The 17,386-nt window shown below is 69.6% G+C and carries 18 protein-coding genes; 2 read left to right on the forward strand and 16 right to left on the reverse strand.

Annotated features, from left to right (window positions below):
• Window position 1: 1 nt before the first annotated feature.
• Window positions 2-2,575: an adenylate/guanylate cyclase domain-containing protein gene (locus tag BO221_RS31670; RefSeq protein WP_198956223.1), complete on the reverse strand. Its 2,574-nt coding sequence runs from the start codon at window positions 2,573-2,575 to the stop codon at window positions 2-4.
• A 113-nt stretch (window positions 2,576-2,688) separates the two neighbouring features.
• Between BO221_RS31670 and BO221_RS31675 the strand changes: the two genes are divergently transcribed.
• Window positions 2,689-3,561, forward strand: coding sequence for a hypothetical protein (locus BO221_RS31675; RefSeq protein WP_233166331.1), 873 nt, complete (start codon window positions 2,689-2,691; stop codon window positions 3,559-3,561).
• Window positions 3,562-3,627: 66 nt separating this feature from the next.
• Here BO221_RS31675 and BO221_RS31680 read toward each other — a convergent pair whose 3' ends face one another.
• The 8 genes from BO221_RS31680 to BO221_RS31715 all read right to left on the reverse strand — a co-directional run bounded on the left by BO221_RS31680 (window position 3,628) and on the right by BO221_RS31715 (window position 8,085).
• Window positions 3,628-4,878, reverse strand: coding sequence for a hypothetical protein (locus BO221_RS31680; RefSeq protein WP_369865905.1), 1,251 nt, complete (start codon window positions 4,876-4,878; stop codon window positions 3,628-3,630).
• 119 nt (window positions 4,879-4,997) lie between these two features.
• A complete protein-coding gene (locus tag BO221_RS31685) occupies window positions 4,998-5,279 on the reverse strand; it encodes a YtxH domain-containing protein (protein ID WP_073564569.1) in 282 nt (93 codons plus the stop codon).
• Window positions 5,280-5,319: 40 nt separating this feature from the next.
• The gene (locus BO221_RS31690) at window positions 5,320-5,757 is read right to left on the reverse strand and encodes a hypothetical protein (RefSeq protein ID WP_043403451.1); all 438 of its coding nucleotides are present in this window, start codon (window positions 5,755-5,757) and stop codon (window positions 5,320-5,322) included.
• Window positions 5,758-5,794: 37 nt separating this feature from the next.
• Window positions 5,795-5,995 carry a hypothetical protein gene (locus BO221_RS31695; RefSeq protein ID WP_073564570.1) on the reverse strand — a complete coding sequence of 67 codons (201 nt, stop codon included), beginning with the start codon at window positions 5,993-5,995 and terminating at the stop codon, window positions 5,795-5,797.
• 52 nt (window positions 5,996-6,047) lie between these two features.
• Window positions 6,048-6,269, reverse strand: coding sequence for a DUF3618 domain-containing protein (locus BO221_RS31700; protein WP_073564571.1), 222 nt, complete (start codon window positions 6,267-6,269; stop codon window positions 6,048-6,050).
• Window positions 6,259-6,702, reverse strand: coding sequence for a phage holin family protein (locus BO221_RS31705; RefSeq protein WP_073564572.1), 444 nt, complete (start codon window positions 6,700-6,702; stop codon window positions 6,259-6,261). The genes BO221_RS31700 and BO221_RS31705 overlap by 11 nt, the downstream gene beginning before the upstream one ends.
• 132 nt (window positions 6,703-6,834) lie before the next feature.
• The gene (locus tag BO221_RS31710) at window positions 6,835-7,599 is read right to left on the reverse strand and encodes an endonuclease/exonuclease/phosphatase family protein (RefSeq protein WP_073564573.1); all 765 of its coding nucleotides are present in this window, start codon (window positions 7,597-7,599) and stop codon (window positions 6,835-6,837) included.
• 21 nt (window positions 7,600-7,620) lie between these two features.
• The gene (locus tag BO221_RS31715; protein ID WP_073564574.1) at window positions 7,621-8,085 is read right to left on the reverse strand and encodes a hypothetical protein; all 465 of its coding nucleotides are present in this window, start codon (window positions 8,083-8,085) and stop codon (window positions 7,621-7,623) included.
• A gap of 239 nt (window positions 8,086-8,324) precedes the next feature.
• On the opposite strand from BO221_RS31715, the gene BO221_RS31720 reads away from it, so the two are divergent.
• Window positions 8,325-9,236 (forward strand): M23 family metallopeptidase, encoded by a 912-nt coding sequence (locus BO221_RS31720; RefSeq protein WP_073564575.1) that lies wholly within the window; start codon window positions 8,325-8,327, stop codon window positions 9,234-9,236.
• A gap of 17 nt (window positions 9,237-9,253) precedes the next feature.
• Here the strand turns inward: BO221_RS31720 and BO221_RS31725 are convergent, their stop codons facing one another.
• The 7 genes from BO221_RS31725 to BO221_RS31755 all read right to left on the reverse strand — a co-directional run bounded on the left by BO221_RS31725 (window position 9,254) and on the right by BO221_RS31755 (window position 17,381).
• Window positions 9,254-10,042: an enoyl-CoA hydratase/isomerase family protein gene (locus tag BO221_RS31725; RefSeq protein ID WP_073564576.1), complete on the reverse strand. Its 789-nt coding sequence runs from the start codon at window positions 10,040-10,042 to the stop codon at window positions 9,254-9,256.
• Complete coding sequence (locus BO221_RS31730; protein ID WP_073564577.1) at window positions 9,985-10,698, reverse strand: TetR/AcrR family transcriptional regulator; 714 nt, start codon at window positions 10,696-10,698, stop codon at window positions 9,985-9,987. Before BO221_RS31730 ends, BO221_RS31725 begins: the two co-directional genes overlap by 58 nt.
• A 92-nt stretch (window positions 10,699-10,790) precedes the next feature.
• The gene (locus tag BO221_RS31735) at window positions 10,791-12,335 is read right to left on the reverse strand and encodes an Ig-like domain-containing protein (RefSeq protein ID WP_073564578.1); all 1,545 of its coding nucleotides are present in this window, start codon (window positions 12,333-12,335) and stop codon (window positions 10,791-10,793) included.
• An 88-nt stretch (window positions 12,336-12,423) separates the two neighbouring features.
• On the reverse strand, window positions 12,424-12,774 hold the full coding sequence (locus BO221_RS31740) for a helix-turn-helix domain-containing protein (protein WP_043403443.1): 351 nt from the start codon (window positions 12,772-12,774) through the stop codon (window positions 12,424-12,426).
• A gap of 391 nt (window positions 12,775-13,165) precedes the next feature.
• Window positions 13,166-14,614: an AMIN domain-containing protein gene (locus BO221_RS31745; RefSeq protein WP_233166332.1), complete on the reverse strand. Its 1,449-nt coding sequence runs from the start codon at window positions 14,612-14,614 to the stop codon at window positions 13,166-13,168.
• 175 nt (window positions 14,615-14,789) lie between these two features.
• A complete protein-coding gene (locus BO221_RS31750) occupies window positions 14,790-16,067 on the reverse strand; it encodes an alpha/beta fold hydrolase (protein WP_073564580.1) in 1,278 nt (425 codons plus the stop codon).
• Window positions 16,068-16,076: 9 nt separating this feature from the next.
• On the reverse strand, window positions 16,077-17,381 hold the full coding sequence (locus BO221_RS31755) for a folylpolyglutamate synthase/dihydrofolate synthase family protein (RefSeq protein ID WP_073564581.1): 1,305 nt from the start codon (window positions 17,379-17,381) through the stop codon (window positions 16,077-16,079).
• Window positions 17,382-17,386: the final 5 nt, after the last annotated feature.

Here is a 17,386-nt window from a genome sequence, read left to right on the forward strand (position 1 = left end):
TTCACTGCCCCTCGAGCGCGAACACGCCGTCCCAGTCCTCCGGAGGCGCCGCCGCGGCGAACTTGCGGCAGCGCTCGGCATAGACGCCGGCCACTGGATCCTGGAACGTCTCCACGCCCTGCGTGAACAGCGCCAGCGCCTCGTCGAAGCGCCGCTGGTGGTACGCGGTGAGCGCCTGCTCGTAGAGCGCGAGCTGCTCCTGCATCTGCTGGGAGATTTCTCCCTTGCGGCCCACCAGCTCGTGCAGGCGCGAGGGCTCTGCCCGGTTCTTGAGCCGCACCCGATCCACTTCGCGGAAGACGTAGGCGTCCTGCGCCAGCCGCGCCGCCGTGTCCCCCACCAGCACGAAGGTGCCGTACGCACGGTTGAGGCTCTCCAGGAACATGGAGAGCTTCACCGACTCGCCCATGACGGAGTACTTGGACTCGAAGTCGCTGCCCATGCCGCCCACCAGCACCTCGCCGCTGTCGATGCCGATGCGGCACTGCAGGTGCTGGCCATACGTCTTGTCCCAGTACTCCCGGCGCTCCGACAGCGCCGTGCGCACCTTCAGCGCGGCCTCGCAGGCGTGGTGTGCATGGCGCTCGGTGCGCACGGGCGCGCCCCAGAAGGCCATCACCGCGTCGCCCATGTACTTGTCCACCTGGCCTCGCGTGGATCGCACCACGTCCGTCACGTCCGTCAGGTAGTCGTTGAGCAGCTGGATGAGGCGCTCGGGCGTCAGTTCCTTGGAGAGCCGCGAGAAACCAGCCAGGTCACAGAAGAAGACCGTTACCTCACGGCGCTCGGGCCGCGTCAGCAGGCGCAGGTCACGCGTGACGAGCCGCGCCACCTCGGGGCTGACATAGCGGCCGAGCACGTCGGTGACGAAGTGGCGCAGCTGCCGCTCGGAGCGCGAGGCCTGGACGATGGTGAAGATGAAGGTGAGGCCCATGGCCAGCAGCGGGCCCATCATCGCCACCCACATGCGCTCGTTGATGAAGACGTACCAGGCCCCCCATGCGTAGAGCAGGCCCACCGCGCCCATGGCGCTCAGGTACATCAGCACGTCTCCGAAGGAGCGCAGACCCCGGTTGAAGGTGAGCGCCACGAAGGCGCCAATGAAGGCCATGCCCAGCGTCAGGAAGAGATCCATCCGCGGCGTGGCGCGGGTGATGCCCTCGGACTGCAGCAGGTTCACCAGGGACTGCGCGAGCACCGCGCCCGCGGGCGTGTACTGACCAATGGGCGTGTGCTGGTAGTGCATGCCCTGGCGCGAGGTGTTGGTGAAGACGATGAGGCGGCCCTCGATGTCGTGCACCGCCCGGGGCGGCACTCCCTCGCGCACGGCGAAGAGGTTGAGCAGCAGGTTCCACGCGGGAATGGCCCGCGACACCGAGCCTCGTGAGCCGCGCCCTACTTCCGCCGCATCCCAGCGCACCAAGGTGTAGCCGGACTCATCCATGGGGATGGAGAAGCGGTCCCCCACGTACAGCCGACCATCCGCGTAACGCAGCTGGCGCGTGTTCGCCAGGCGCATCGCCGCCATCAGCGGCAGCGAGGGCAACACGTGCCGGGTTCCCTCGCGCGAGCGGTAGCTCACCAGGTGGGGCACGGACCTCACCACGCCGTCCGGCTCGGGCAGCACGGTGGTGGACCCGTACAGGCTCGCCGAGCCGAGCAGGGGCGCCACCGGGTGCTCCAACTGCCTCACCTCCTCCAGCTGCGCCACGTCCAGCCCCTCCACCTGCACCTCGGCCAGCGACACGAAGAGCTCGAGCGGGCCCACGCGGTGCGTGTCGTCCGTGACGCGGCGCTCCTGCACCTTCGGCGGCTCGCGCACGCCCTGCTCCAGTGCTACCCGCTGGCCCTCCTGCTCACTGGCCACGCCTGCCCACACCTCCAGCGCGTTGCCCGCGGGGAGGAGATACGCAGGACGCTGATCCGCCAGCACCTTCTGCACCCGGCTCCGGGCCTCGGCCTCGTTCGGGTAGGTGCCCAGACGCACGCGGTACGGCCACAACCGGCTGCCCGCGGGGATGCCCCGGTCCAGCGACCAGGAGAAGGCCAGCAGCGACTTCTCCGGGTGGCGATCCAACAGCTTGCGGAGGGCCTGATCGTCGTCCAGCCCCTCCAGACCCGGCGTGCCCTGCGCGAGGCAGGCGCGCGGGCTGCGCTCGGTGAAGGGGAAGTCGAGCAGCACCAGCTCCGCGCCCTCGTCGACGAGCCGGTTGGACAGGCCGCCCAGAATTTCCCGGGGCCACGGGTTGGAGGCGATGCCGGGGTGATCGTCCTGGCGGGCCTCGGCGAGCGTCTCGTCATCGAGCGCCACCACCACCACGCGATCCGAGCGCGAGGAACGGCCTCCCAACGAGCGGGCGCGCCAGTCATAGGTGCCGCGCTCCCAGGACTGCAGCAACGCCGAGGGCTGGGCCAGCAGCGCGATGGGTGTGGCGTCCTCGGTCAGCAGGGCACGGGGGACGCGGTAGAAGACGAGCAGCCCCAGGATGGCGCCGAAAAGCGTGGCCTGCAGGAGCGAGTAGCCGAGCCGCTGCAGGAAGCGGAGACCGGCCGAGTAGATGGGAAGGCTTCGCACGGGAGCAGGCACCATACCGCGTTCGGCCCCCGTCCCCAGCCCTCCCGTGGCCCTGATATGCTCGCTCGCCGGGCCGTCCTTCTGGACCGGGCCCTCCTTCTGGAAAGACGCATATGAAACGCATCCTGCTGTCCGCCGCCGTGACCGCTCTCCTGCTCGTCCCCCTTGCCTGCAACTTCGACCAGCTCCTGGCCGAAAAGGTGATGGTGGGTACCCTGCTGTCCACGCCGGACGTGGACGTGTCGCTGGTCGCCATGGCTGGAGGCGACGCCGGCACGCTGCCCGACGGCGGCATCCCCCCGGGCGAGGAGCGGATCACCATTCCGGGCCAGACGGCCGCCTTCGTCTTCCTCGCCACGCGCAACGGCGAGCAGGGCACCCCGGAGCCCATCACCGACGCCACCGTGCGCATCGAGGTCCAGAACGGAGGCACCATCGCCCTCGAGAACAATGCGTCGGGCACCTACGGCCTGACGAGCGCCTTCGGCGACGAGTCCGGCGTGAAGTATGTGAACGGCGCCACCTACAACTTCGTCGCCGTGCACGGCGGCAACTCGCACGTGGGCCAGGTGAAGGACGCGCCGGCCCTGGAGCGGATTGAAACGCTCCACCCGACCGGGGGCTACGTGCGGCACATGGCCAGCCAGTCCCTCTCGCTGACGCGGCCCCCGGTGGCTGGCGGCAAGGCGCGCACGCTCGGCTTCGTCACCGTCTTCCCGCTCGGCGACGGAGGCGCGAAGGGTCAGCCCACCTACACCAACATGCCGAAGGAGCCGCTGGACTTCCTCCAGCTCGTGACGGCGACTGGCGAGTGGCAGAAGGATACCCTCTCCATCCCGGGCAGCGCCTTCCCCCAGAAGGACAGCAACTACCTCGTCGTCTTCCAGACGGCGCAGCTCGGCGGTGCGCAGTCCGACAACCTGTTCACCGGCAGCACGCTGCTCGTGGGCACCGCCGACATCGGCCTGGTGCACACCCTGGAGTAGCCGCGGCCAATCCTCCCTCTCCCCTCGGGAGAGGGTCGGGGTGAGGGTGCCTGCCCCTCGGGTTCCCTACCCCGCCTCCACCTCGAGCTCGAGCCTGCCCTCGAGCTTGAGGCGCAACAGGTGGCCCGCGAAGCGCTCGGACTCCTCTCGCGTGAGCACCCCGCGGAAGCCCGGGCCCTCGGCCACCTCCACTTCCATCACCGGCCCGCGCTGCAGCAGGCGGAAGAAGTCCTCGCCGCCCTCGGGACGCGGGACGAAGACGGGCAGGAACCCCTTCACGGGCAGCACCTCTCCCGGCGCGCGCACCCGGGCCACCAGGGCCGGGGCCTCCGGACGCACCTCCGCCGGCGCAACCCCCTCCTCCGGGTAGAGCGGCGCGGGCGGGAGCGCCACGTCCTCGGTGGAATCATCGAAGAGGAACCCGTAGCGCGAGGGAATGCGCCCGGAGAAGAGGTACACCAGCAGCACGGGAGCATCCCCGCCCACCCGCTCCACATGGAGGATGGCGCGCGTGGCCCCCACCTTGCGCAGCAGCAGCCTCAAGCGAGGAGGCGAGCCGGCCAGATAACGCCGCACCCGGTCCATCACCGTGGAGCGGATCTCCTCGAAGGCAGCCTGGAAGCGCGCCTCGCTCTCGGCCTCCTCTTTCGCGAGCGCCTCGCGGGCCCGCGTCAGCTTCTCCTCGGCCTGGCGCAGGAAGTCCCGCATGGGGGCATCCCCGGAGGTGAGCGCCGGCTCCGCCGCCGGGGCGGGTTCCGCCGAAGCGGCCCGCTCCTGACTCGCCGCGCGCACCGCGCCCACCAGGAAGGAGCCCTGTTGATCCAACCGCTCACGCTCCTCCTGGAAGCGCACCCGCGCGGCGCCGTACGCCAGCCGCAGCTCGAGCCAGGCCTCATAGGCGGGCTCCAGCGTCTCCATGCCACGCACCCGGGCCAGGACTCCGCGCGTCACGGACTCCGCGGACGCCACGGGCGCTTCTGGCTCGCCGCTGGTGTGAGCCGCGGGCGTCCCTGCCCCACCACCCACCGCGGGCAGGTCGCGCGGAGTGTCCCGGCGCGGCGAGGACACGCGCCTGGACGAAAGCTCCTGTGCCGCTGGCCGCCGGGGCCGCACGGGCGCGGGGAGTGGACTCCCCTCATCCCACGCCCCATCGATGGCGGGCATCTCCCTCGGCGTCGCGCGGCGCAGGGGCGATTCCTCGCGCCTCACCACATCACGACCCCGGACGGAGGCCTCCACCTTCGGGTCCGTACCGGAGGCGCCCTTCCCTGCCCGGCCCTTGCCACTGGCCGGCTTGCGTCCCTTCCTCGACGTCACGCCGCGAGCTCCCGCATGGCCCTGGACTCTACCGCCTGGAAAGTCGAAGGGGCGACCCGGTCCGAGCGGATCGCCCCTCGACGGCCGCCCGGGTCACGGGCGGAACACGGACGACGGAATCAGGCGCCGCGAGACACGGGCTCCGGGCGCTGCTGGCCGGTGCCGTTGGACAGCGTGTCCCCGCCCTGCAGCCGGGTGCGCAGATCTCCGCGCAGCTCGGCACCGGGCTTGGGCGCCATCAGCAGGCCGAGGCCCGCGCCCACCAGCATGCCCACGGAAAAGGCGCCCAACGCGGGCAACAGCCAATCCGTGGGGCCCTTCTTCGTCTCGAGGCCAATCAGCTCGAGCACATCGTCCCTGTCCATCTTCTTCAGATCCCTGAGATCCTTGGCGCTGAACATCACGGGCACTCCATGTGAGGCGGGTGGGAAGGCCAGTCAATCACACCTGTGAACCCTGGGGGCGATCCGAACCACCGGCATTGCCGGTTCCGGCCATGCGGGCGCCCGTCTCGACGCCCCGCAGCGCCGCCTCGGCCATGCCGATGAGCTCGTCCTTGACCATGGGCAGCGCCGCCAGGCGCACGCCCAGCCGCAGCAGCCGTCCCGTGGTGCGCGTGAAGAGCCCACCGCCGAGCACGTAGCCCACGCCCAGGGCCGCGGCCATCATCAGGTACGGATTGCGATCCACGCGGCCCTTGATGTCCAACGTGTCCTGCAGGTCCGTCACCGCGCCGCGCGCGTCGTCCCACAGCTGCTGCGCGTCCGAGCCGATCCGGTCCACCCGATGGCCGAAGCCGTCCTGCCCCTCATTGCCCTGCGCCTGGGTGCCGTTGGAGGACGGGCCGCCATTGCCCGGGTTGCTCTGGAAGGTCGTCATGTCGGAACTCCGATGCGTCGAGAAAACGGTGATGGGCTCAGCGGCGCGAGGCGATCCGCCCGATGATGAAGCCCACGGCCACGGCGCCCAGCAGACAGGTGCCCGGGTTGGCGCGGATGAAGCTCACCGCGCGCGTGTTCATGTCCTCCAGGTTGCGCCGCGCCTCGTCGAGCTGCGGCAGGAGGTTCTCCTGAATCTGGCGGGCCTTGTCCTGCAGCTGCTGCGAATTGACGTCCATGGGAAACCGTCTCCTCTCGGGGATTGAAGGGTGGTTGCGAAGATGGGGCGTCTCAGCGCCTTTGGCTATTGCCGATGAGGAATCCGATGAAAAAAGCCGCCCCCACGCACGTATAGGGCCGCTCGATCACCCACTGGCGCCAGTCCGTGCGCCGAGCCACCTCCTGGCGCAGCTCGCCCACGGACAGGGCCAGCTCGGCGCGGGTGCGCTCGATCTCCGCGCGGATCTGCTCGGACGTCTGGGGCACGGCGCGCGCCTTGCCATCAGCGGCCATTGCCGGCCTCCGGGGGAAGGGTCGCGGGCTGGACCGCCGGAACCGGGGTCTGCGCGAGCGCCGTCACACTGCGGTTGAGCTCCTGGGCGGTATCGTCCATGAGCTGGAAGGACTTGAGCCGCGAGGCGGCGCGCGCGATGCCCAGGCCTCCACCCACGAGGTTGACGGCCCCCACCAGCGCGAGCGAGCCGTCCCAGCCGATCCACCGGGCCAGGAAGGCGGACAGCGCCGCGCACAGGAAGGCGTATCCCACCAGCACGAAGGGTACGAATGCGGCGATGCGCGCCACGTCCGAGCCCATGACGCGCGCGTCCTCCATCAACTCCACGCGCGCCAGCGTGAGGTGCTGAGTCACCAGTTTGCTGAAACCATCCGTCAAGCGCCCGAGAAGCACGGTCAGTCCGCGCTCCGTTTGTTCGCTGCCCAAGCCCATCTGCTCCCCAGCCGTCGCTCTCATTCGGAGGTCCCAACGTAGGATCCTCCCTTTCTCCGCGACAACCCTGTCACGAAGGAATCTGTCCGGCGTTCGTCAGCGTCGGCCATCCAACGGACCGGAGGCCCCAGGCTAGCCGATGAGCTCCACCGGTGCCGAGAGGGGGGGCTGGGCTTCCATGGGCGCCTCGAAGCGCATCACCAGGGGAAGATGGTCCGAGGCCACCGCCGAGAGCGGAGTACGGTGGGCCTGGAGGAACAACGGCTTCACACCCGCGTCCACGTAGATGCGATCCAACCGGAGCATCGGCATGCGGGAGTGGTAGGTGCGCACCCGGCTGCCCAGCTCCAGGGCCACGTCGTGGATGGCCTGGCGCACCAGCCCGGGCACCGCACCGGGGCCCCAATAGTTGAAATCCCCACACACGACGACCGGATCATTCCGCACGGCGTCGCGGAGGATGTCGGCGGACAGCAGCAGGGCCTCCTGGCGGCGGCGCTCGCTGATGCTCAGGCCCAGGTGCAGACAGAAGACGTGAAGCTGCCGGCCCTTGCCCAGATCCAGGTCACAGCGCAGGGCGCCCCGGGGCTCGCGGCGGGGCACGCTCAGGTCATAGTTCTTCGACTTGAGGATGGGCAGCCGCGAGAGAATGGCGTTGCCATAGCGGCGCCCATTGCGGACCACGTTGGGCCCGAAGGCCATGTGCAGCCCGAGCAGGTCCGCCAGGTGCTCGGGCTGATCCTCGCGGGGCGTCACGCCCCGGTAGTCCCCCACTTCCTGCAGGGCGATGACGTCCGCGTTCACCTCGCGCAACACGTCCCCCACGCGGTTCAGATCGAACCGGCCATCCGTCCCGACGCCACTGTGGATGTTGTAGGAGACGAGCGTGAGCTCCACGGGTGGCCTGCTCCCGGGCGACTAGCCCTGCACGAGCCGGATGCGCTGCGCGGCGAGACGGGCCGCTTCCATGGGCAGCGACAACAGCCGCCCCGTGGCCCGGGTGGCGTCCTGGAGGCCCGACTGGAGGGCGCGGAACTGGCGCAGGGCCTCGTCGAACACGTCCCGCAGGGCCGCGCGCGAGATCATCGTGGGCTCCTCGGCCACCGGCAACGCGCCGATGGGCTGGCCCCGGTTGGTGGCGGTGGGCTTCACCGGCGCGTTGGCCGACAGCCCCGCCAGCGCCTCGAGCTGCGCGTTCATGGCACGTACCTGGAACATCTCCTCCGTCTCCGCATGGCTGCGGCCGTAGTGGATCTCCTTGTCGGATCGGCGCTCCACCGCGTGCCGCGCGGACAAGGCCTGCTTGTCCCGGCGGCGCACCCCACGGGCCGGAGTCGACGTCTTGGGTGCGTTGAAGTGCTCGAAACGAAAGTTGCGCGGCATCCGATTATCTCCCCCTCAGAAACAGAAAACGGATGACGCGCAAGCTAGGGAGCCATGCGAGCGGAGGGAACTTCGAGGCTCACCATGGGCCCGCCCGTCCGCCTGCTCCTCGAAGGGCGGAGCATGCGCCCTCCCTCCCTCCGGCAAGCGGCGCTGACAGCCACGCGGCGGACATTCGGGGGGTTGGCGCTGTCGGCATTCGTTGACGCCCCCCCTCCCCGCACGCATATCTCGCCCCCGTGCACATCGCCCCGCTCAGAAGGCTTCCGTTCCTCCTGCTGGCCCTCGGCCTGTCCGCTCTCGCCGCCGAGGAGCGTCCCCTTCTCTCCCTTCAGCCCGCCACGGCCCGTCCGGGTGACCCGGTGCTCGTCACCGTGCGTGGCCTCACCCAGGTTCCCACCGGGACGCTCGGAGAGCGCCCCCTGCGCTTCTATCCGACGCGCGAGGGCTTCCAGGCCCTCACCGGACTTCCGGTGGAGCTGACGCCGGGCCAGGTGCCGGTGAAGGTGTCGGTGCCCGCCCAGGGGCTCATCGCGCCCATGGAGCTCACGGGCTCGCTGGACGTGGTGGCCGCGGGCTGGCCCTCGCGCACGCTGAAGGTGGCCAAGAAGTTCACCGTGAAGAAGCCCGCTCCGGAGGTGCAGGCGCGCATGGAGGCGGACAAGGCCGCCTTCGCCGCCGCCTTCGCGCAGGCCTTCGTCGCGCCCGTCTTCAAGGAGAACTTCGCCTGGCCGCGCCAGGACACCATCACCGCGCCCTATGGAGATCTGCGCACGTACAACGGCAAGAAGCAGAGCCAGCACTACGGCACGGACATCCGCGGCGCCACGGGCACGCCCGTGTACGCGGCCAACGCGGGCACGGTGGTGATGTCGCGCGATGCGTACGCCTCGGGCAACACGGTGCTCGTGCACCACGGCGCGGGCCTCTACACGGCCTACTTCCACCTGTCCGCCACGGACGTGAAGGATGGCGAGCGCGTGGAGCGCGGCCAGCTGCTCGGCAAGGTGGGCGCCACCGGCCGCGTCACCGGCCCCCACCTCCACTGGGGCGTGAAGGTGGATGACATGTGGGTGGACGGCGAGACGCTGCTCAAGCTCGACTTCACCGGCGAGCCCGCCCCCGCCGTCACCCAGCGCGACAAGGAGTAGCCGTCAGCGAGCCGCCGTCAGCGGTCCTTCCACTTCGGGGGCCGCTTCTCCATGAAGGCGGTGATCCCCTCGGCGGCGTCCTCGGCCAGCACGTTGAGGGACAGCTGCGAGGACAGGAACTCCAGCGCGGCGGGCAGGGGCATGTCCTCGGCGGTGAAGAAGGCGCGGCGCCCGAGCGCCAACACCGCCTGGCTCTTGCCCGCCAGCTTCTCCACGAGCCCCTCCACCACCGCGTCCAGCCCCGCCGCGGGCACCACCCGGTTGAGCAGCCCCAGCGCGAGCGCGTCACGCGCCGGCACCCGCTCGCCCGTCAGCACCATCTCCAGCGCCCGCTTGCGGCCCACGTGCCGCTGCAGCAGCGCCATCATCATCATGGGGAAGAGCCCCACGTCGATCTCCGGCGTGCCCAGCTCGGCGTGCTCGGCGGCCACGGCCAGGTCACACGCGAGCACCAATCCCAGCCCACCCGCGAGCGCGTGCCCGTTGACGCGTGCCACCGTGGGCTTGCGCACGTCCTGGAGCCGCAGCAGCAACCGGCCATAGGCACGGCGGCCCTCGTGGGTGGCGAGAAAACCTCCCTCCCCACCCATCTGCCCGAGGTCTCCCCCGGCGCAGAACACCTTCTCGCCAGCGCCGGTGAGCACCACCACGCGCACGGCGGCATCCGCCTCGGCGCGATCCAGCGCGGCCATCAACTCCCGCAACACCTCGGGCGAGAGCGCGTTGCGCGCCTTCGGCCGATCGATGGTCAGGAGCGCTTGCCCGCCTTGGGCCTGGTACCGGACGACACCTTCTCCTGCTTCCATGCTGCCTCCGCGGAAGGGGCGGCGCCGGGAAGGACGCCGCGAAGGAAGGACTCGGCGATCTGCAGCTTGGCGCGCTCCAGCGCCTCGGGGCCGCGATCCTCCATCAAGCCGGACACGAAGGCGGTGAGGCCCAGCTCGATGGCGCCGAAGAGCAGTGAGGCGCACAGCATGGGATCCAGGTCCGCGCGCAGCTCTCCGGTGCCCTGGGCGCGCGCGAACATGTCCGCGGCCATGCGGATGGTGTCGAGGAAGGCCTGCTGCCGGCTGACGACCTGGGTGCCCGCGGGGCTGCGGGCCACCTCGAGGATGAGCACCTTCACCGCACGCGGGTCCACCCGGTAGGCCTCGAAGGCCACGTCCGCGATGCCGCGCACCTTCTGCTCGAGCGAGTTGCCCTCGTCCTCGGCCACCGCGCGCATGCGCGAGACGAAGCCGCTCCACCCCGTCTCGACGACGGTCTCCAGCAGCTCGTCCTTGTTCTTGAAGTAGTGGTAGACGAGCCCGTAGGCCACGCCCGCCTCTCGTGCCACGTCCGCGATGCGGCACCCGTGGTAGCCCTTGCGCGCGAACACGTCGATCGCCGCGCGCAGGATGGTGCGGCGCCGCTCACTCTCCCGGTTCCCTGCCGCCTCCGACTTGCTCTGCCGCTGACTCACGCGGTGTCTCTCCCCGGCCGGTTGATTCGCCAATCAGCCGGGGAGGACGCTACGGATGCAGGGGCCCGGGGTCAATGCCCTTGCCGGGCCGCCTACTGAATGGTGCCCTCGACGGTGGGCGAGTTCACGATGACCACGTGACCCTGCACCGGCGAGGCGGTGAAGGCGCACGGCGCGGTCACCGAGTAGGCGATGGGCCGGGGGTAGTCCGGCGCCGGGGGGTTGGCGGCGGGATCGCGCACGTCCTTCACGGCGTAGGACATGAGCGTGACGGGCGGATAGGTGAAGGCCTGGCCCTTGAGGAACGTGGTCACCTCCACCGGGCCCACCGAGCCGTTCTCGCAGCCATCCGCCTCGCCGTTGCGGGCGATGCTGTTGAACCAGGGATCCGCCAGCAGGAACGAGGCGACGTACGCGTCGAACTTCAGCATGTTGCGGATGTTCCGGGGCGGGGTGCCGGTCGGCGCCGGCACCAGCTGGCGCACGACGGCCTTGGGGTTGCGCGAGGTGATGCCGCGGTCCAGGTCATGCGGCCAGCCCGTCCAGATGATGCGCTCCTGGACCCAGATGAGCGTGATGGGATCGTACTTGCCGTTCTTGCCGTCCCACTTGCCATTGCCGTTGGCGTCGACGTAGCGCTCCTTGGGATCCCACGTGCCGTTGTCGTTGTTGTCGACGAAGGGCTCGGTCAGGTCGACGTAGGGCTCCTCCGCGTCGCGCACGCCGTTGTTGTTGAGATCGTCGAAGGCTTCCTCGCCCGTGGTGACGGCGATCATGCTCACCAGGTTGTCGCGGGGGTTGTTCTCCTTGCCCGGACGGATGGGATCCGGCCGGCGCGGCTCCTGGAGGGTGGGCTCCGCGAGGTAGCCGGTGATGGGATCGTCCTGCCAGGTGAACGGGTGCATCCACAGCGGCGCGATGTACTCGCCGGTATGGGTCTCGTCGTTGAGCGGGGTCCACGAGAAGGTGCCCGGGGACACGTCGTCGGGCATCGGCAGCGAGGTCTTGTAGATGACCTGGGCGTTGCCCACCACGTCGGTGACGCTGGTGGCGCTGGGGCCGATGGTGCCGGCCTCGGTGAGGAAGGACACCTGCGCCCCGGCGATACCATCACCGTTGCGGTCGGCCACGTGGGCGATGCAGTCCACCTTCACGCCCGCGATGAGGTACCGCGTCTCGTCGTAGGCGCCAATGGAGTGAATACCACCGGAGCCATTGCCGGCGATGGAGCCGCACTGGAACGTGAACTGGCGGGAGTTGGAGGCGGAGCCCGCGAAGGTGACCGCGGGACTGGTCACCGTCAGCTCCTCCACCCGGGCGATCACCACCACGGAGGACACACGGCCGCCCTTGGCCACCACCTGGGTGGAAGCGATGCCGGTGCCTACGTCGGTGACGGACTCCGGGGGATTGATTTCGACACCCGAGACGGGCGCCTGCGTCTCGAAGACGATCCGCACACCCGGTTGCGGCTGACCACGAGAGTCGATCGCGCGGAAGCGCAACGTGGTGATCTCCCCCAGCTTGGGCTGAAGGGGCGATTGATCCACGAACTCCAGCGTGGCCGGGAGTGAGGGCTGGCATGCCGCGAGCATCCCACTCGCGATCGCCATGCAGACGGCGAGACCCAGACGCATCTGAGAAGACTCCTTAGAAGAGGACTTCCATCTTCCTGGTCTCAGATGCGTCCAGTCAAGGACAGCGGCCTTTTCAGGGCTGCCTGGGTCAGGCCGCGGAGCCGTTGAACATGGCCCGGGCCACGCCCAGCAGGCGGTCGACATCCCGGGCGGTCAGGCCCCTCGCGCGAGCGAAGTCCGACAACGGCCGCAGCAAATCCTCTGTCTGCGCCGGCGTCTCCTCCGTTCCCGCGAAGAGTTCGCCCAGGCTCACGCCCAGGGCCAAGGCCAGGGCGGCAAGGGTTTCCACATGCGCAACGCGCTCTCCCCGCTCGATCATCGAGAGGAAGGAGACACTGATTTGCGCCCGCTCCGCGAGTTCCTCCTGCGTCCAACGCTCCGGGCGCTGGGTGCGAAGTTCACGAATACGCTGTCCGATACGTTTGCCGAGTTCCGACACGAAAGACCTCGTCCTCCTCAGGGGGAATCCAGTCAAGGAGTGAAGAACCACGCACACGCGGCCGGGATTCCTGCCTCCCGGATCCGAACGTCCCCACGCTCCGTAACCATGCGGTTCACTCCGAAGCCCGGACACGCCCGCCCCCTTCTCGAATCCCGCCGTCCCTACCAAATGAGGAGGAAGAACTCGCCGCGAGTTTGTGGCGGTGTTGTAACGAACTCGTACCGCATCCCGAGTCCAAAGCCGAGCCCCACGTTCATACCCGCGGTGCGTCATCGGCCGCGTGGCCGTGGAGGGCACGTGGGAGCGGGCCCTTCAGGCAAAAAATTCAGGCTCGAGAGCTGGCATCCGAGCCCACGCTCTCCTACCTGGTGAAAGCCCTTACGGGAGCTCAGCGGCCGGAGGGGCTCTGGAACTCGATGGAGACCTCGTTGCCGTTCTGGCGCGTCTCGAACTGCACCTGCTCCTTGAGCTTGATGGCGACACGAACCGTGCGAGAGGGACCCGGGTCGGCGTCCACCGAGACCACCGCCGTGTCGAAGAAGGAGGTGTTCAGCGAGCGGGTGTTGTTTGACTCGGAGATGCGGGTGTTCTCCAGCTCCAGCACCACTTCCTTGTTCCCCTCGGTGACGTTGTAGCTGACGGGCTCGTTGGTGCGCACGAAGACGCGCGAGCCCGAGGGGGCGGGCCTGAAGCCCACCAGCGTCATGACCTTGCTGCGCGAGGAGACGTCCGCGCTGTCTCCCTGCGAGGGCGCCTGACGAGGCCGCTCCGCCTGGGCGACGCGGGCCTGGCGCGCCTCGGCCTGCTGACGCCGGCGCTCCTCGGCGGCGGCACGAGCCTCCTCGAGCTTCGCCTCCCGCTCCTCGGCGGCCAGCCGCTTCTTCTCCTCGGCGGCGGCGCGCGCCTCGTCCTGCTGGCGCTTCTTCTCCGCGGCCGCGGCCTGGGCCTCCGACTCACGGCGAGCCTTCTCATCGGCGGCCTGCTGCTTCTTCGCCTCGGCGGCGGCACGGGCCTCGTCCTGCTGGCGCTTCTTCTCCGCGGCCGCGGCGGCCTCCTTCGCCGCCCGCTCCTCCTGGAGACGCCGCTGCTCGGACTGTTGGGCCTGCTGGGCCGCCACCTTCGCGGCCTCCTCCTGCGCCTTGCGATCGGCCTCCGCCCGGGCCTGCGCCTGCCGCTGGGCCTCGGCCTCCGCCTGGGCCGCCGCAGCGGCCTGGGCCGCCGCCTTCTCCTGCTGCTGGCGATCCGCCTGGGCCGCCGCGGCCGATTGGGCCACCGCCTTCTCCTGCTGCTGGCGGTCCGTCCGCGCCGCCACGGCCGCCTGCTCCGCGGTGGTACCGGGCGTCGCCGCTGGAGCCGTACCCGTTGCCGCCGGAGCCGTGCCCTGGGCGGCGGCGGGCCGCTCCGCCACGGCCGTGCCTCCACCGCCCGCGATGGTCACCACCAACGTGTTGCCGGAGGCCTGGATGTCCGTCTCCACCTCCCGCTCGTAGCCGATAAGCACCCGGGCGATCGAGGACTCGTCCGAGCCGTAGCTGGCCGTGCGGATGCCGGTGATGGTGCCGTTGCCGACGGCGATCTCCTCCTTCACGCCGGAGAAGACGGCCTCGGAGATGTCGATGACGAGGCGGGGCGGATCCGTCATGGTGAAGGTGGTGAAGTTGGGCTTCTTCGAGCCCACGATCTCCACCCGGCCGCCCGTCACGTTGACGCTCGTGATGGTGTTGAGATTGCCCGGGGCCTGCCCCTCCTGCGCCAGGGCCAGGGCGGGCACCATCACGCAGGCAAGCACCACAACCAGGATGGCCTTCATCGGCGACTTCCCTTCGAACGGACGCATTGCGTCTCGAAGCTAGCACGCGGTGCCAGGGCTCCAATTTTCCAGCAATCCCGCCGCGAGCGTGGTGTTTCGTGCCTTGAAGATGGCCATCCGGCCCGGCACTTCCAGCCTTGAACGGCTGCTCCCCGGAAACCGGTCTACGAGCGGCGGTCGCTCCCCCCGTGCGGCGGCCCGCTCAGCGCAACCGGGGCAGTGCCGGCTTGCGGGTGCGGTGGGTGCGCGCGTACTCGATGAGGTTCTTGATGTCGTAGCAGATCTGCCGGATGTCGTGCCCCATCGTCAGCTCGATGTGGCTGTTGCCCTTTACCGGCCGCCACAGCAGGTACTCGCTCTGGGCCGCGTGGTACACGCTCCGGGTGGACTCCACCGAGGCCAGCGGATCCATGTCCCCGAAGATGATGGCCATGGGGATGTGGATCTTCGAGAAACCGCGCTTGAAGTCGAAGCCGGTGCGGTAGCAGACCATCTCCCCGCGGCGGATCCACCGGGCGAACTGCTCCACCACCTTGCGAGGCTCGCGCTCCCCGCCCTCGCGCAGCAGCCAGCGCACGTCCTTGGAGCTGACGCGGGCGGGATTGCTCAACCGGTTGATGCGGGTGGTGAGGCGGTTGAAGACGGGATGGTCCTCGGCCCGGGCGAGCTGCTTCTCCGCGAACTTCAGCCAGTCATCCACCGGGATGTAGTGGAAGCTGCGTTGTTGGGGCCCGTCCTTGGGCTCGAACCACCGGGCCAGCTTCTCGTTGACGGCGGAGGCGCCACGCGCGAGCAGCATCCGCCCGGTGTGCCCGACGCGCTCCTCCAGGTTGAGGCCGGCGATCCCCATGTCGATGGCCGCGCCCAGCAACGGAGTGCCCAGGGCCAGCACGCGCAGCGCCGCGATGCCCCGGCCCAGGTCCGCCGGAGAGCCGATGGTGATGAGGCCCTCGAAGTCGTCGTGGATGCCGGCGTAGCCGTACCCGAGCATCCCGCCCATGGAGTGGCCACAGTAGAAGATGCGCTCGCGCCGGGTGATGCGCTTGACCCCCGACACGGCCGCCGGCAGGTCATAGAGGAAGTAGCTGTCGATGTCCCAGCCGTAGTCCAGGTCCTGCGGCAGCGGGCGGCGGAAGCGCGCGGCGCGCTCCTTCTGGAACTCGATGGAGCTCTTTCCGTGCCCGCGCAGCTCCAGGATGTGGATGTCCACCCCGAAGAAGAGCAGGTTCTTCACGAACTGGCCGCTCGTCCACGCGTGCCGGTTCTGTGAGAAACCGTGCACCAACAGCAGGGGCTCACCGAACAGGGGCTGCGCGAAGGGCTGCTTGACGGGGCGATAGCGGGTGATGACGAGAGACCAGCCATCGGCCGTCTCCACCACGTACTTCGTCTTCTGATACAGCGACCGGAAGTCGAGCTCATCGACCGTCGGTGTATGGGGACCCGTTGGAGTCGCCGCTCTCCAATCCGGCAAGCGCATGCCTTGAATCTACGAACTGTGATGCAACGCGCCAAGGTTTCCGCCGATCCTGGCGCGTACGGAACCCACCAGGAACAGTGAACCGGTGCACAGGATGACGTCTGCTGGTGCGGCGCGAGCGCGTGCGCCTGCCAGGGCCGCGTCCAGCGATGGCCAGGCGCACACGTCCGCACACAAAGCACGAGCCTCGTCGAGGTAGCGCTCGGGGGCCAGCGAGCGAGGGGTATCGAGCGGCGTGAGATGGACCGACGTACAGCTTGGCAGGAGTGCGCTCAGCATCGGTCCGCGATCCTTGTCGGCCACGACGCCGAATACGCAATGTACCTTACGGCCCGGGTACAAGGAGCGCAGGCCCGCGAGCAGCACTTGCACACCGGCGGGGTTGTGAGCGCCATCCAGCAGCACAGGGGGCGAGCCGCCCAGTTCCTCCAGGCGTCCGGGCCAGCGAGCCCCGGCGAATCCCGCCCGCAGGGCCTCCGGGGAGACGGAGATACCGCGCGAGGCGAGCAGTTCCAGGCAGGCGAGTGCCACCGCGGCGTTCTGCCGCTGATGCTCGCCTCGGAGGCCCAGGGTGAGACCCTCCAGCGAGAGGCCCGGTCCCTCGTAGGCGAGGCGGCCGTCCGGGCGCGGCACCATGGAGAAGTCACGGCCCTCGAGCAGCACGGGAGCCCCCACCTCCCCTGCCCTGCGCTCGATGGCGGCGAGGGCCTCGGGTTCCTGGCGGCTCACCACCACGGGCACGCCCGGCTTGAGGATGCCGGCCTTCTCCCCGGCGATGGCCCCCAGGGTGTTGCCCAGGTACTCCATGTGATCGAAGGACACCGCGGTGATGGCGGTGACGAGCGGCTGGCACGCGCTCGTGGCATCCAGCCGTCCGCCGAGGCCCACCTCCACCACCGCCACGTCCACGGCCTCGCGGGCGAAGTGCCAGAAGGCCACCACGGTGCCGAACTCGAAGTACGTGAGCGAGGTGGCCGCGTCCGGGTGCCGCTCGAGCACCTCCAGAATCCGCTGACCGAACACCTCGTCGGAGATCTCCTCCCCGTTCACGCGGATGCGCTCGTTGACGCGCACCAGGTGGGGCGAGGTGTAGAGCCCCACCCGGTGGCCCGCGGCGTGGAGCGCGGCGGAGGAGAAGGCGCAGGTGCTGCCCTTGCCATTGGTGCCCGCGACGTGGAGCGCGGGGTAGCGGCGCTCGGGGTGGCCGAGCGCCGCCAGGGTGTCCTGGACGCGCTCGAGGCCGAGCTTGATGCTGGAGGGGCTGAGCCGGGAGAAGAACTCCAGGGCCTCCGCCGGCGTCCGGGGCAGCACCATGTCTC

Source organism: Archangium sp. Cb G35, from assembly GCF_001896145.1.
GTDB lineage: Bacteria > Myxococcota > Myxococcia > Myxococcales > Myxococcaceae > Archangium > Archangium violaceum.